Raw genomic sequence first — 13,828 nt, forward strand, 5'->3', positions numbered from 1 at the left:
GAGGCTGAACAAAGTGGCATACCCGCCTAACTGTCGGCGCTTTTGCCTTGCCCAGGGCACAACACCCGACGATAGAGCGCTGCCTGCAAGTCTTCGAATTTCACCGGTTTGTTCAGGTAATCGATCAAGTCGCCGGTCGGGCAGCGATCACGGTCAGCACTGTGCGCGACCACGAACACGGGCAGCTCGGCACAGCCTGGCAAGTCGCGGATCTGGCAGCACAGCGAGCGTCCGTCCAGCGGCGGCACCTGGCAATCGAGCAGCACGGCGTCGAAGCTTTCACGCTGCAACTGATCGAGCGCGCTGCGACCGCTGTCGGCGGAGCGCACACGGAATCCGAGTTTGAGCAACATGCCGCGCATCACCAGCTGATTGACGCTGTTGTCGTCCACCAGCAGCACGCTGCAATCCTGAGGCAGGCGCATACGCGCGATATCGCGGTTCATCAATGGCACGGGCGGACGTTCCGACGCTGGCACGTCAAATTCGACATCAAGCTGGAATCGGCTGCCGCTGCCGGGCTCCGAGCGATGGGTCAGGCGCCCGCCGAGCAATTCGACCAGTTGCCGACAAATCGCCAGCCCCACGCCCAGGCCGCCGTATTCACGGGTCATCGAGCCGTCGAGCTGGAAAAAGCGCTGATACAGCGTTGCCTCGCCGAGATCGGTGAAGCCGATGCCGGTATCGATCACCGCAAACGTCAGCGGCAACCGCCCGTTTTCCACCGGTTTGCCCGTCACCCGCAGCGCCACTCCGCCGACTCGGGTGAACTTGATCGCGTTGTCCAGCAGGCACTCCAGGCATTGCGTGAGCTTGGCGCTGTCGCCGTGCAAACGATCCGGCAACCCCGGCGTCACGTCGACCTTGAAGTCCAGCGACTTGCTGGAGGCGTTGCCCTCGAACTGGGTCCGCAAGGCATCGACCACCCCGCGCAAACTGCACGTTGTCGCAGAAGCCTTGAGCTTGCCGGCCTGCAATTCGGTCAGGGTCAGGATGCCATTGACCATGCGCATCATGTCCCGCGCCGAACCGGCGGCGGTTTGCTGATATTGCTCCAGCTCAGGGTCCATCTCGACGGTCTGCATCAGCTCCAGCGAACCGATCACCCCGTTCATCGGCGTGCGCAATTCGTGGGTCAGGGTCGCGAGGAATTCGTCCTTGAGCTTGTTGCTGTGGGCCAGTTGCTGGTTCAGCACTTCAAGCTTTTGCCCGGCATCGACCAGGGTTTGCGCCTGCTGCTCGCGCATCGAGTTGATGCGATCCGCCAGCGCCAGCGACAGCAACGCCACTTCAATGGCCGATCCGATCTGACTCGAGTACATGGTCAGGAAAATGTTCGGCAGATAACCCAGGACCATCAGCGTGTTGATGATGCCGCCCAGCAAAAACGCCGACCAGGCGATGATGAAATACCGCGCCACCCGCAGGCCGCGCAGCCAGGCGAAAATCCCTGCGGCGAAAATTACCACGGTGAACGTCAGCGCCAGGGTGGTCGCCAGTCGCAGTGCCAGGCCATAACTGGTCATCAACGACAATCCGACCACCAGCGCCCCGAAGGCAATCAGCGCCAGCAACAAGCGATCCAGCCAGAGACTGTGCTGGGCGGTTTGCAAGAAGCTGCGGGCGAACTGGCTGCCGAACAAACCGGCGCAACCAATGAAGAACGGCGTGGCGGCGTTGGCCCACCACGGATTGTTCGGCCAGAAATATTCGACCGCCGCGCCGTTGACTGACAGCTGATAGAGGCCGAACGAGGCGATATAGAAGATGTAATAGAGGTAACTGGTGTCGCGCACGCTGAGGAAGATGAACAGGTTGTACACCAGCATGCCCAGCAGCACGCCGTAGATCAGCCCCAATACATAAAGGCGAACCGGCTGTTCCTCCAGGTATGCGGTGCTCGACCACAAGGTCACCGGTGCCTGAATCGAACCTTCACTTTGCAGGCGCAGGTAGACGGTTTGCGCCTGCTCGGGGGTGAAATTCAGGTCGAACAGGTAATTGTTCTGGCGGATCTCGCGACTGGCGAACGGCAAGGCGTCGCCGGTCTGCCGGACCAATTGATAGCTGCCCGCCGCATCGGGCAAGTACAGATCAAGGTGATCGAGGGGCGGATAGGCCAGTTCGAGCAACCACGTGCGCTGGGCAGCGGGGTTGGCGGGACGGTAATGCAGGTCGATTTTCAGCCAGAATACCGAACGCGAATAACCGGCGTTGAGGGTGGCTTTATCGTGGGGTTTGAAGTTTCCGGCGGCGGCTTGCGCGCGGACATCGGCGATGGTCGCCTGACCGGCCGCGTCTTCGAACACTTGCAGGCTTCGGCCCAAAGGCAGGCTTCGGGTGTGTTCGTCGAATTCGACGGCGCTCGCCATAAGGGGCAAGCAAAGCAGCAACATCAGCAAATAGCGCATTTAAGCCCCAGCGTGGCCTGTCCGGTTATCTCAGGAAGCCCCTCATTCCTTTTGAGTAGACGTAAAACCGGCATTACCTGTTATTGGTTTGGATCCACTCTAGCATAGCCGTTGATGGCCATTGAGCACCATTGAAATTTTTCCTGAAAAGGCTCTAGAACGGGCATCACAGCGTCATTTTTCAGGGTAGAACCGGTTACACCGTCGGGACATGTGATTGCATCGGCCGTTTTACGCATTCCTGTAGCGGCTGGCGAAGCCTGGCACAAGTCGCTTTCATGACTCGCTGGTCGACTGGTGGTAAGCTCGCGCACCATGAATATCTACAGCTCTCGCCCCGTTGTCCTCTGTCTCTCCGGCCACGATCCAAGTGGTGGCGCCGGCTTGCAGGCAGATATCGAAGCCCTGCTCGCTCAGGGTTGTCATGCGGCCCCGGCCGTCACCGCCCTGACTGTCCAAGACACGGTCAACGTCACCGACTTTCGCGTGCTCGACCGCGAGTGGGTGTTGGCCCAGGCCAACGCCGTGCTCAACGACTCGCAAGTCTCTGCGGTGAAACTGGGCATGCTCGGTTCACTGGAGATGGTCGACACTGTCGTCGAACTGCTCGCGGCGCATCCGCACTTGCCAGTGGTCTGCGACCCGGTGCTGCGCGCCGGCGGCGGCGGACGACTGGGCAAGGACGAGGTCGGCTATGCCATGCGCGAACGGCTGCTACCGCTCTCGATCATTGCCACGCCCAACCTTCCCGAAGCCCGCATTCTCGCCGAACTGCCAGACGGCACCGCTGACGAATGCGCTGAAAAACTGCTGCCCTTCGTCAAACACCTGCTGATCACTGGCGGCCATGGCGACGAACACGAAATCCACAACCGCCTGTACAGCCGCGACGGTTTGCGCGAAACCTATACCTGCCAGCGCTTACCCGGCAGTTATCACGGTTCCGGTTGCACCTTGGCCAGTGCGCTGGCCGGTCGTCTGGCCCTGGGCGAAAACCTCGCCAGTGCCGTGCAGTCCGCGCTTAACTACACGTGGCGAACGCTGCGGGATGCAGAACAGCTCGGCAAAGGCCAGTTCGTGCCGCGCCGCTTGCCGCTGGATTTCTGTTCGTAACTTTCCATTCGTCATGCGGTGAGGCTTGTCCGATGAAACTACGTGGCCTGTATGCCATTACCGATAGCCAGTTGCTGGCCGGTAAATTTCTGTCGTACGTAGAGGCGGCGCTGGAAGGCGGCGTCACCCTGCTGCAATACCGCGACAAGAGCAGCGACGAGGCCCGGCGTCTGCGCGAGGCCCAGGCCCTGCGCGATTTATGCGAGCGCTACAAAACCCAACTGATCATCAACGATGACGCCGAGCTGGCCGCACGCTTGAACGTCGGCGTGCACCTGGGCCAGACCGACGGCCCGTTGACCCCGGCCCGCGCCTTGCTCGGGCGCCAGGCGATCATCGGTTCGACCTGCCACGCACAACTCGAACTCGCCGAGCAGGCCGCCAAAGAAGGCGCCAGTTACGTCGCCTTCGGCCGCTTCTTCAACTCCACGACCAAACCTGGCGCCCCGACTTGCAGCCTCGAACTGCTCGACCAGGCTCGCAGCAAACTGCACCTGCCGATCTGTGCGATCGGTGGCATCACCCTCGACAACGCCGCGCCGCTGGTGGCGCACGGGGTCGACTTGCTGGCGGTGGTGCACGGCTTGTTTGGTGCCGAAAGTACCGCCGAAGTGACGCGTCGCGCCCGCGCCTTTAACGAATTGTTCAAATCCTGATGTTTGAGAGCCCGATCATGTCTCGTTCCGAAACCCTGTTTGCCAATGCCCAGAAACACATTCCCGGCGGCGTGAATTCGCCTGTCCGCGCCTTCAAAAGCGTCGGCGGCACCCCGCTGTTCTTCAAACACGCTGAAGGCGCCTACGTCACCGACGAAGACGACAAGCGTTATGTCGATTACGTCGGCTCCTGGGGCCCGATGATCCTCGGCCATAGCCATCCGGACGTGCTGGACGCGGTGCGCAAACAGCTGGAACACGGTCTCTCGTACGGCGCGCCGACGGCCATGGAAACCGAGATGGCGGACCTGGTCTGCTCGATCGTGCCGTCGATGGAAATGGTGCGCATGGTCAGCTCCGGCACCGAAGCAACCATGAGCGCCATCCGTCTGGCCCGTGGTTTCACCGGCCGTGACAACATCATCAAGTTCGAAGGCTGCTACCACGGGCACTCCGACAGCCTGCTGGTCAAGGCCGGTTCCGGCGCCCTGACCCAAGGCGTGCCGAGCTCGGCCGGCGTGCCGGCGGATTTCGCCAAACACACCCTCACCCTGCCTTTCAATGACATCGACGCCGTGGAAGCCATGCTCGCCGACGTCGGCCAGGACGTGGCCTGCATCATCGTCGAACCGGTGGCCGGTAACATGAACTGCGTGCCACCGGCGCCGGGCTTTCTCGAAGGCCTGCGGACCCTGTGCGACAAGCACGGCGTGGTGCTGATTTTCGACGAGGTGATGACCGGTTTTCGCGTCGCACTCGGCGGTGCACAGGCGCATTTCGGCGTGACGCCGGACCTGAGCACCTTCGGCAAAATCATCGGCGGCGGCATGCCGGTGGGTTGCTTCGGCGGCAAGCGCGAAATCATGTCGCACATTGCGCCGCTGGGCCCGGTGTATCAGGCCGGCACGTTGTCGGGTAACCCGCTGGCGATGGCCGCGGGTCTGACGACCTTGCGCCTGATCAGCCGCCCGGGTTTCCATGACGAGCTGAGCGATTACACCAGCCGCCTGCTCGATGGCCTGCAACAGCGCGCCGACGCCGCCGGCATTCCGTTCGTGACCACCCAGGCCGGCGGGATGTTCGGTCTGTACTTCAGCGGTGCCGACGACATCGTGACTTTCGACGACGTGATGGCCAGCGATGCGAAACTGTTCGGGCGCTTCTTCCACTTGATGCTCGAAGGCGGCGTGTACCTGGCGCCGAGTGCGTTTGAAGCCGGCTTCACCTCGATCGCCCATGGCGAAGCCGAGTTGAAACTGACGCTGGATGCCGCCGAGCGCGCCTTCGCCGCATTGAAATAAAGCTGTGCCGCTGACGTTGGCGATTGCCAGCGTCAGCTTTTACCTACATTTGCGCGTTTTATCCTACTCATCTGCTAATAATCTCCCGCAAAGTGGGCGATATATTCCCCGTGCAGCAGAAAAACGAGTAAAGACTTTGTAAGGATGGCCCTGCTTATTTCATAATGCGCGCTTATTGGATCCCCTCTATGGGTCCGCGCGCCCTTCAGAGGTAAGTCGATTCCCATGAACCGCACCGGCCGCGCCCTTGCATTGGGCTGCCTGTTGCTCCTTCAGCCCCTGCTCGCGCTCGCACAAGCAGGCGGCAACTCGTTGTTAATCCCAGCGATGGGTCGCTGCACCCTCAATACTCAGCCGCAAGACCTGACGCAAGCGCTCGCCGCCTGCCAGAAAGCGTCGGACGATGGGGATGCGCAAGCGCAATACGAGTTGGGTGAGTTCTACTACGACGGCAAAAATACGCCGCGCGACCTCAATCAGGCCCTGGCCTACTTCGAAAAAGCCTCCCTGCAAGGCCACGCCCAGGCGCAATTCAAACTCGGCACCATGTTCTTCCATGGCGAAGGCGTACCGGCCAATAACGTTCAGGCGTATATCGTGCTGAAGATGGCGGCGGTCAATGGCGCCGAAGATGCGCTGGACACCGCGGATGAAGTGGCCGAGAAAATGCCGCGCGAGGAACTTGAGGTGGCGACTCAGGTGCTAGGGCAAATCTTCCGTAAATACCTGATGGAATTGCAGAGTGCGGATGGGCGTACGCCGTTTGCGCCTCTTCCCTGATCATCACTCGGTCCCGTATGGCGAGGGGGCTTGCCCCCGTTCGGTTGCGAAGCAGCCGCAAGTTGGTCAGCGGGCGAGTCAATAAAACTATTAAGGGCAGCTGCGCAGCCCAACGGGGGCAAGCCCCCTCGCCACAACAACCTTCTGTGGCCACTCAACCTGTTCGCTACTTCTCAGGCATCGGCATCGGAAACGGCATGACATTGCCGACCGCGCCACGGGCTTCGCTGATTTTCGGTGTGCCCAGGCGCTCGACTTCGTCGATGCGCACAATCGAATGCATCGGCACAAAACTGCGCACCACGCCCTCGAACTGAGCTTTGAGCTTCTCTTCGCTCGGATCGACGACCACTTGCGTGCGCTCGCCAAAGACGAACTCTTCCACTTCCAGAAAGCCCCACAGATCACTTTGATAGATCTGCTTGGCATACATTTCATACACCTGGCCCTGGTTGAGGAAAATCACCTTATAGATTGGGGCTTCACGTTTGGTCATGGTCGGCGGGCAACACATCGGGGGATAAAAATGAGGGCGCGAACTATAGCATAGCCGCCGGACGCACAGCGGTAGGAACCTGAGGACATGTTCCCTATAATGCGCGGTTCTTTGAATCACGTGATGACACTGTCCATGGCCAAGAAGCTTTACATCGAAACCCACGGTTGCCAGATGAACGAGTACGACAGCTCGCGCATGGTCGATCTGCTGGGTGAACATCAGGCCCTGGAAGTGACCGCTCGCGCTGAAGACGCCGACGTGATCCTACTCAATACCTGTTCCATCCGCGAGCGCGCGCAGGACCGGGTGTATTCCCAACTCGGCCGCTGGCGCGAACTGAAACTCGCCAACCCGGACATGGTGATCGCCGTCGGCGGTTGCGTGGCCAGTCAGGAAGGTGCCGCCATCCGTGACCGCGCCCCGTACGTGGACGTGGTGTTCGGCCCGCAAACCCTGCACCGCCTGCCGGAAATGATCGACGCCGCGCGCGCCACCAAGCTGCCGCAAGTGGACGTCTCGTTCCCGGAAATCGAAAAATTCGACCATTTGCCCGAGCCGCGCATCGACGGCCCGAGCGCTTATGTGTCGGTGATGGAAGGTTGCAGCAAGTACTGCACGTTCTGCGTGGTGCCTTACACCCGCGGCGAAGAAGTCAGCCGGCCGTTCGATGACGTAATCGCCGAGATCATTCACCTCGCCGAAAACGGCGTGCGCGAAGTGACGTTGCTGGGCCAGAACGTCAACGGCTATCGCGGCACCACGCATGACGGACGCCTGGCTGACCTGGCCGAGCTGATCCGCGTCGTGGCCGCCGTCGATGGCATCGACCGGATTCGCTACACCACCTCGCACCCGCTGGAGTTCTCGGACAGCCTGATCCAGGCACACGCCGATGTGCCGGAACTGGTGAAGCACCTGCACTTGCCGGTGCAATCGGGTTCGGACCGGATTCTCTCGGCCATGAAGCGCAATCACACCGCGCTGGAATACAAATCGAAGCTGCGCAAGTTGCGGGCCGCCGTGCCGGGCATCTGCATCAGTTCGGACTTCATCGTCGGCTTCCCCGGCGAGACCGAGAAAGACTTCGAACAAACCATGAAACTGATTGAAGACGTGGGCTTCGACTTCTCGTACTCGTTCGTCTACAGCCAGCGTCCGGGCACTCCGGCTGCCGATCTGGCGGACGAGACGCCAGAAGCGCTGAAAAAAGAGCGCCTGAACGCGTTGCAACATCGCCTGAACCAGCAAGGTTTCGAGATCAGCCGACAAATGGTCGGCACGGTCCAGCGGATTCTGGTCACCGATTATTCGAAAAAAGACCCGGGCGAGCTGCAAGGCCGGACCGAGAATAACCGTATCGTCAACTTCCGCTGCGACACGCCAACCCTGATCGGCCAGTTCGCCGATGTGCACATCGACGCCGCTCAGCCACACTCGCTGCGCGGGTCGTTGATCCAGTAACCCCTCGTTCCCTGTGGGAGCGGGCTTGCTCGCGAAAGCCTCGGCACATTCAACATCCATGTGACTGACAGACCGCATTCGCGAGCAAGCCCGCTCCCACAGGGACCGCGCCAGACGCCTGATTCAGATTGGTCTGTTTAAGAGCTTTCGCACCCGCGCCACTGGCGTTATCCTTCATTTCATCTCAATTGCCCCAGGGCGGCTAAATACGACCTTGAACGCACCCATCGAACCACATCGTTTTATCCTCGAGCCCTTTGAGGCTCGGCGCTTCGCCAATCTGTGCGGGCAATTCGACGAGCATCTGCGCTTGATCGAACAGCGCCTGACCATCGAGATCCGCAACCGCGGAAACCAGTTCGAGCTGATCGGCGACCCCAAACACACCACTTCTGCGGAAAATCTGATTCGCCGCCTGTACCGGGAAACCAAAGGTACGGAGCTGTCGCCAGATACGGTTCACCTGTACTTGCAGGAATCGGCCGTCGAAGAGATGGACAACGTTTCGCCCAACGAACCCTCCGTCGCCCTGCGCACCAAAAAAGGCATGATTCGCCCTCGCGGCTTGAATCAATTGCGCTACGTGAAGGAAATTCTCGGCAACGACATCAATTTCGGCATCGGCCCCGCCGGTACCGGCAAGACCTATCTGGCCGTTGCCTGCGCGGTAGACGCGCTGGAACGCGAGCAGATTCGCCGCATCCTGCTGGTGCGCCCGGCGGTTGAAGCGGGCGAAAAGCTCGGCTTCCTGCCCGGCGACCTGTCGCAGAAGATCGACCCGTATCTGCGCCCGCTCTACGACGCGCTCTACGAGATGCTCGGCTTCGAACACGTGGCCAAGCTGATCGAGCGCCAGGTCATTGAAGTCGCGCCGCTGGCCTACATGCGCGGCCGCACGCTGAACAACAGCTTCATCATTCTCGACGAAAGCCAGAACACCACCGTCGAGCAAATGAAGATGTTCCTGACCCGCATCGGTTTCGGCTCCACGGCGGTCATCACCGGTGACATCACCCAGGTCGACTTGCCGAAAGGCACCAAGTCCGGGCTGCACCATGTGATCGAAGTGCTCAAAGACGTACCGGGCATCAGTTTTACCCATTTCAAACCCAAGGACGTTGTGCGCCATCCACTGGTGCAACGCATCGTCGAAGCCTATGAGCGCTTCGAGAATCGCCTGGCCGATGAAGCGCCAAAGGACAGTCGCCGCGATGCTTGAGCTTGATCTGCAACTGGCCACTGACGCACCCGCCCCCAGCGAAGCCGAGTTCCGCCAATGGTGCGAACTGGCCCTGCGCCAGCGCACCGCCGATTCCGAAATGACCATTCGCCTGGTCGACGAGGAAGAAGCCCGCGAGCTGAACCACACCTGGCGGCACAAGGATTACGCCACTAACGTTCTGTCGTTCCCCGCCGACGTGCCCGACGAGTTTCTCGACATCCCGTTGCTGGGCGATCTGGTGATCTGCGTCGCCGTGGTCGAGCGTGAGGCCACCGAACAGGGCAAGGAACTAAAGGCCCATTGGGCGCATCTGGTGATTCACGGCTGTTTGCATCTGCTCGGCTACGACCATATAGATGACGATGAAGCCGAAGAAATGGAAGCGCTGGAACGAACGTTGCTTGGTGAGTTGGGTTATCCCGATCCGTACGCGGACGACGAAATTGAAACATCCCCTATCGTTACAACAAAGGATTCAGAGTAATCGCTATGAGCGAAGATCGATCGAGCAACGGGCAGAAGTCATGGCTGGGTAAGCTCACCCAGGCTTTTGCCCACGAGCCGAAAAACCGCCAGGAGCTGTTGGAGCTGCTGCGCGACGCACACCAGAACAAACTGTTGGACAGCGAAGCGCTGGCCATCGTCGAAGGCGCCATCCAGGTGGCTGACCTGCAAGTACGGGACATCATGGTCCCGCGCTCGCAGATGATCAGCATCAAGGCGACCCAGACGCCTCGCGAGTTCCTGCCTGCGGTGGTCGACTCGGCCCACTCGCGCTATCCGGTGATCGGCGAAAGCCACGATGACGTGATGGGCGTGTTGCTGGCCAAGGACTTGCTGCCGTTGATCCTCAAGGAGAACGGCGACAGCTTCAACATCAAGGACCTGCTGCGCCCGGCCACCTTCGTGCCGGAGTCCAAGCGCCTGAATGTGCTGCTGCGTGAATTCCGCGCCAACCACAACCACATGGCCATCGTCATCGACGAATACGGCGGCGTGGCGGGTCTGGTGACGATTGAAGACGTGCTGGAACAAATCGTCGGCGACATCGAAGACGAACATGACGTCGAAGAAGACAGTTACATCAAGCCGCTGCCCAGCGGCGACTTCCTGGTCAAGGCACTGACGCCGATCAAGAGTTTCAACGACGCCTTCGACAGCGAGTTTTCGGACGAAGAGTTCGACACCGTCGGCGGCCTGGTGATGAGCGCGTTCGGGCACTTGCCAAAACGCAACGAAATCACTGAAATCGGCCCCTATCGCTTTCGCATTCTTAACGCCGACAGCCGTCGGATTCACTTGCTGCGCTTAACGCCTATTGCCCGCTAAGGATTGAAATGCACCGTCTGACCCGTCCCGGCTGGCCCGGTAATCTGCTGGCCGTGGTGGCCGGTGCACTCACCACCCTGGCGTTGGCGCCGTACGATATCTGGCCACTGGCATTGCTGGCGGTCGGATTCTTCTATGCCGGGTTGCGCGAGCTGAGCCCGCGTCAGGCCCTGGGCCGTGGCTGGTGTTTTGGTTTCGGCCTGTTTGGCGCCGGCACCAGTTGGATCTACTACAGCATTCACAACTTCGGCGGCGCCTCGGTGTTGCTGGCCGGCTTGCTGATGCTGGCCTTCACCGCTGCGATTGCCTGGTTTTTTGCCCTGCCCGCCTGGCTCTGGGCGCGCTGGCTGCGCCGTAACGAAGCGCCGCTGGCCGACGCCCTGGCGTTTGCCGCGCTGTGGGTCGGCCAGGAAGCGTTCCGCGGCTGGTTCCTCACCGGTTTCCCGTGGCTCTATTCCGGTTACAGCCAGCTAAATGGCCCGTTGGCCGGGCTCGCGCCTGTCGGCGGGATGTGGCTGATTTCCTTCACCCTGGCCCTGACGGCGGCGCTGATCTATAACGCCATGCGCCTGGTGCGCAGCGGTCGCAAGGGTTTTATTGCGGCGGGCGTGTTGTTGCTGGTCGGCCCGTGGGTAGCGGGTCTGGCGCTGAAAGAACACGCCTGGACCAGCCCGGCGGGCCCACCGCTGAGCGTCGCGGCGATTCAGGGCAACATCGAACAAAGCATGAAATGGGACCCGGCGCAGCTCAACGCACAACTGGCGCTGTACCGCGACATGAGCTTCAGCGCCAAGCGTACCGACCTGCTGATCTGGCCGGAAACCGCCGTGCCGGTGCTCAAGGAGTCCGCCGAGGGCTACCTGAACATGATGGGCAACTTCGCCGCCGAGCGTAAAACCGCGCTGATCACTGGCGTGCCGGTGCGCATGGAAGTGCGTCATGAAAAACGCTTCTTCAATGGCATTACCGTGGTCGGTGAAGGCGATGGCACCTACCTCAAGCAGAAACTGGTGCCATTCGGCGAATACGTGCCATTGCAGGACCTGCTGCGCGGGCTGATCGCGTTCTTCGATTTACCGATGTCCGACTTCGCCCGTGGCCCTGCCGATCAGCCGATGCTGCAAGCCAAGGGTTACCAGATTGCACCGTTCATCTGCTACGAAGTGGTGTACCCGGATTTCGCCGCCAACCTTTCGGCACAAAGCGATCTGCTGCTGACCATCAGTAACGACACCTGGTTTGGCACGTCCATCGGCCCACTGCAACATTTGCAGATGGCGCAGATGCGCGCGCTCGAGGCCGGCCGCTGGATGATCCGCGCGACCAACAACGGCGTGTCCGGGCTGATAAATCCGTTTGGCCAGATTACCGCGCAGATCCCGCAGTTCGAGCGCGGCATCCTGTACGGCGAAGTGGTGCCGATGCACAACCTCACGCCGTACCTGCAATGGCGTTCGTGGCCGCTGATCATCGTGTGTCTGCTGTTATTTGGCTGGGCATTGATTGCCAACCGAATGGCGAAGACCGTCTAGACACGGCCCAGGGAGAGAGGACTTGCCCTCTCTCCCTCCGGCTCAGCGATAGAACATCGAATACCCGATCTGCCCCACCGCCTCATTCATCAACTGGCCGTTCTCCCAGATCGATTTGAACTCCGGCATCCAGCCACCGAGCGGTCGGGCGTTGTCCCCGCCGAGGAACCCCACGGGCGCCGGCACCACGTCGAACCCTGCCTTTTTGAAACTCCACACCGCTCGCGGCATGTGCGCGGCTTGCGTCACAACTACTACGCGCCTGATCCCTTGTGGCAACAGAACCTCGGCGCTCATCTGCGCGTTTTCCCACGTCGTGCGGCTACGCCCTTCTTGCCAGCGCACCGTGACACCGAAATCATCGAGCATTGAATCGGCCATCAACTTCGCTTCGCTGGGCGGCGTGCCGTAATGCAGCCCACCGCTGGTCAGCACTGGCAAGCCTGACGCTTTTGCCAGTCGCGCCGCATAACGCTCGCGCTGCAGGCCGATACCGGTTGGCTGGTCGCTCCCCCACGCGCGGTCGCCACGCTCACGCCCCGAACCCAGCAAGACAATCGCGTCGGCGTGCTGCGCCAGCGTTGCCCATTCATCGCGGGCCAGTGGCGGCTCGCGCTCGAGGGCCTTTGCGCTCCACTCGACCACCACCGGTAAACTCATCAACCATAAGCCACCCAGCCCCAAGGCAAAGCAGACGCCGGCAAGCCTTGGCCTCGAGCGACGAAACCACCAGGCAAGAAGCAGCAACAGCAAAAGAATGCCGGGCGGCAATAAAAGTTGTTTTACGAAATAACGAAAAGGCATCGAGCATCTCCAAAGATGCCCGAAGACTAAGTGGGTTGACGCAATGCGACAACGGGTATGAGAGGACTATGCTTCACAATGTTTCAAACGCTGGGTCATGACCTCAAATACCCTTATTTGAATTGCAGAGACCGGACCTTACCGCGTCCCTGCCTTGTACTTTGTCCTTGAGCCAGATGATATTGGCCGAACGTGGCGCCTCGAGTTGCTTCACTGCCGCCGACAAGTATCCTTGCGTCTCACGTTCACTGCGGTCCAGATAGGCTCTGACCAATTCGAACTCTGCAGGGCTCAAGCCACGCAGTTCCAGCTCCAGGGGACGCTCATCGCGCAGCCGGCCAGCAGTTTTTGCAGCGTCCAGAGCTATTCCCAGACGATCAATCAGTCTTTCGTACAGCTCCGGCTTTGTGGCTTTTTGTCGTGACTCAACCATCCCTCACCTCATTGAAGATAAGACTCGCTCCCCATTTAGAGCTTAGCTTCCATGAACAAACCGGCTGAGCGCCGCGACCAACGGCCCTCGCAGCGCCGCTCTGTCCACGCCGGCGTGCAATCAGGGTTTCCCTCGGTAGAGCGCGGTCATGTATGCTACGGCGCTTCCTGTAACTCCACTTCCAGCTCGTCTGGCGCTCGGCCAGCGAGTGGTGGGACAGTGCGTCGAGCAAGGCTTGCGCGGCGTGGCGCGAGTCGGCCACCAGCGCGACTTTGGGCGGGTAGTTG

Annotated in this window: 12 protein-coding genes and 1 pseudogene; 9 read left to right on the plus strand and 4 right to left on the minus strand. The window is 60.6% G+C overall.

Annotated elements, in window-relative coordinates; genetic code table 11:
- Positions 1-26: 26 nt before the first annotated feature.
- Positions 27-2,411, minus strand: a complete 2,385-nt coding sequence (locus tag ACQKP4_RS07540; protein WP_427631842.1) for a 7TM diverse intracellular signaling domain-containing protein — start codon at positions 2,409-2,411, stop codon at positions 27-29.
- 315 nt (positions 2,412-2,726) lie between these two features.
- On the opposite strand from ACQKP4_RS07540, the gene ACQKP4_RS07545 reads away from it, so the two are divergent.
- From ACQKP4_RS07545 to ACQKP4_RS07560, 4 genes are all read left to right on the plus strand, one after another.
- Complete coding sequence (locus ACQKP4_RS07545; RefSeq protein ID WP_427631844.1) at positions 2,727-3,524, plus strand: hydroxymethylpyrimidine/phosphomethylpyrimidine kinase; 798 nt, start codon at positions 2,727-2,729, stop codon at positions 3,522-3,524.
- A gap of 32 nt (positions 3,525-3,556) precedes the next feature.
- On the plus strand, positions 3,557-4,180 hold the full coding sequence (thiE, locus tag ACQKP4_RS07550; RefSeq protein WP_427631846.1) for a thiamine phosphate synthase: 624 nt from the start codon (positions 3,557-3,559) through the stop codon (positions 4,178-4,180).
- Positions 4,181-4,197: 17 nt separating this feature from the next.
- A complete protein-coding gene (hemL, locus tag ACQKP4_RS07555; RefSeq protein WP_427631848.1) occupies positions 4,198-5,481 on the plus strand; it encodes a glutamate-1-semialdehyde 2,1-aminomutase in 1,284 nt (427 codons plus the stop codon).
- A gap of 225 nt (positions 5,482-5,706) precedes the next feature.
- Positions 5,707-6,261 (plus strand): tetratricopeptide repeat protein, encoded by a 555-nt coding sequence (locus ACQKP4_RS07560; protein WP_427631850.1) that lies wholly within the window; start codon positions 5,707-5,709, stop codon positions 6,259-6,261.
- Positions 6,262-6,427: 166 nt separating this feature from the next.
- Here ACQKP4_RS07560 and ACQKP4_RS07565 read toward each other — a convergent pair whose 3' ends face one another.
- Complete coding sequence (locus ACQKP4_RS07565) at positions 6,428-6,757, minus strand: DUF1820 family protein (RefSeq protein WP_007894425.1); 330 nt, start codon at positions 6,755-6,757, stop codon at positions 6,428-6,430.
- A gap of 135 nt (positions 6,758-6,892) precedes the next feature.
- On the opposite strand from ACQKP4_RS07565, the gene miaB reads away from it, so the two are divergent.
- The 5 genes from miaB (at position 6,893) to lnt (ending at position 12,304) form a co-directional block, all read left to right on the plus strand.
- Positions 6,893-8,221: a tRNA (N6-isopentenyl adenosine(37)-C2)-methylthiotransferase MiaB gene (gene miaB / locus ACQKP4_RS07570; RefSeq protein ID WP_427631853.1), complete on the plus strand. Its 1,329-nt coding sequence runs from the start codon at positions 6,893-6,895 to the stop codon at positions 8,219-8,221.
- Between the two features lie 214 nt (positions 8,222-8,435).
- Positions 8,436-9,440 carry a PhoH family protein gene (locus ACQKP4_RS07575; RefSeq protein WP_427631855.1) on the plus strand — a complete coding sequence of 335 codons (1,005 nt, stop codon included), beginning with the start codon at positions 8,436-8,438 and terminating at the stop codon, positions 9,438-9,440.
- Positions 9,433-9,927 carry an rRNA maturation RNase YbeY gene (ybeY, locus tag ACQKP4_RS07580; RefSeq protein ID WP_427631857.1) on the plus strand — a complete coding sequence of 165 codons (495 nt, stop codon included), beginning with the start codon at positions 9,433-9,435 and terminating at the stop codon, positions 9,925-9,927. Before ACQKP4_RS07575 ends, ybeY begins: the two co-directional genes overlap by 8 nt.
- Positions 9,928-9,932: 5 nt before the next feature.
- A complete protein-coding gene (locus tag ACQKP4_RS07585; RefSeq protein WP_427631859.1) occupies positions 9,933-10,772 on the plus strand; it encodes an HlyC/CorC family transporter in 840 nt (279 codons plus the stop codon).
- 8 nt (positions 10,773-10,780) lie between these two features.
- A complete protein-coding gene (lnt, locus tag ACQKP4_RS07590; protein ID WP_427631861.1) occupies positions 10,781-12,304 on the plus strand; it encodes an apolipoprotein N-acyltransferase in 1,524 nt (507 codons plus the stop codon).
- A 42-nt stretch (positions 12,305-12,346) separates the two neighbouring features.
- Here lnt and ACQKP4_RS07595 read toward each other — a convergent pair whose 3' ends face one another.
- Both ACQKP4_RS07595 and ACQKP4_RS07600 read right to left on the minus strand, forming a co-directional pair.
- Entirely contained in the window at positions 12,347-13,108 is a 762-nt protein-coding gene (locus ACQKP4_RS07595) for a YdcF family protein (RefSeq protein WP_427631863.1), read from the minus strand.
- 113 nt (positions 13,109-13,221) lie between these two features.
- Positions 13,222-13,541: pseudogene (locus ACQKP4_RS07600) on the minus strand (hypothetical protein).
- Between the last annotated feature and the right edge of the window lie 287 nt (positions 13,542-13,828).

The sequence above is a fragment of the Pseudomonas sp. NPDC086278 genome (genome assembly GCF_050280905.1).
Lineage (GTDB): Bacteria > Pseudomonadota > Gammaproteobacteria > Pseudomonadales > Pseudomonadaceae > Aquipseudomonas.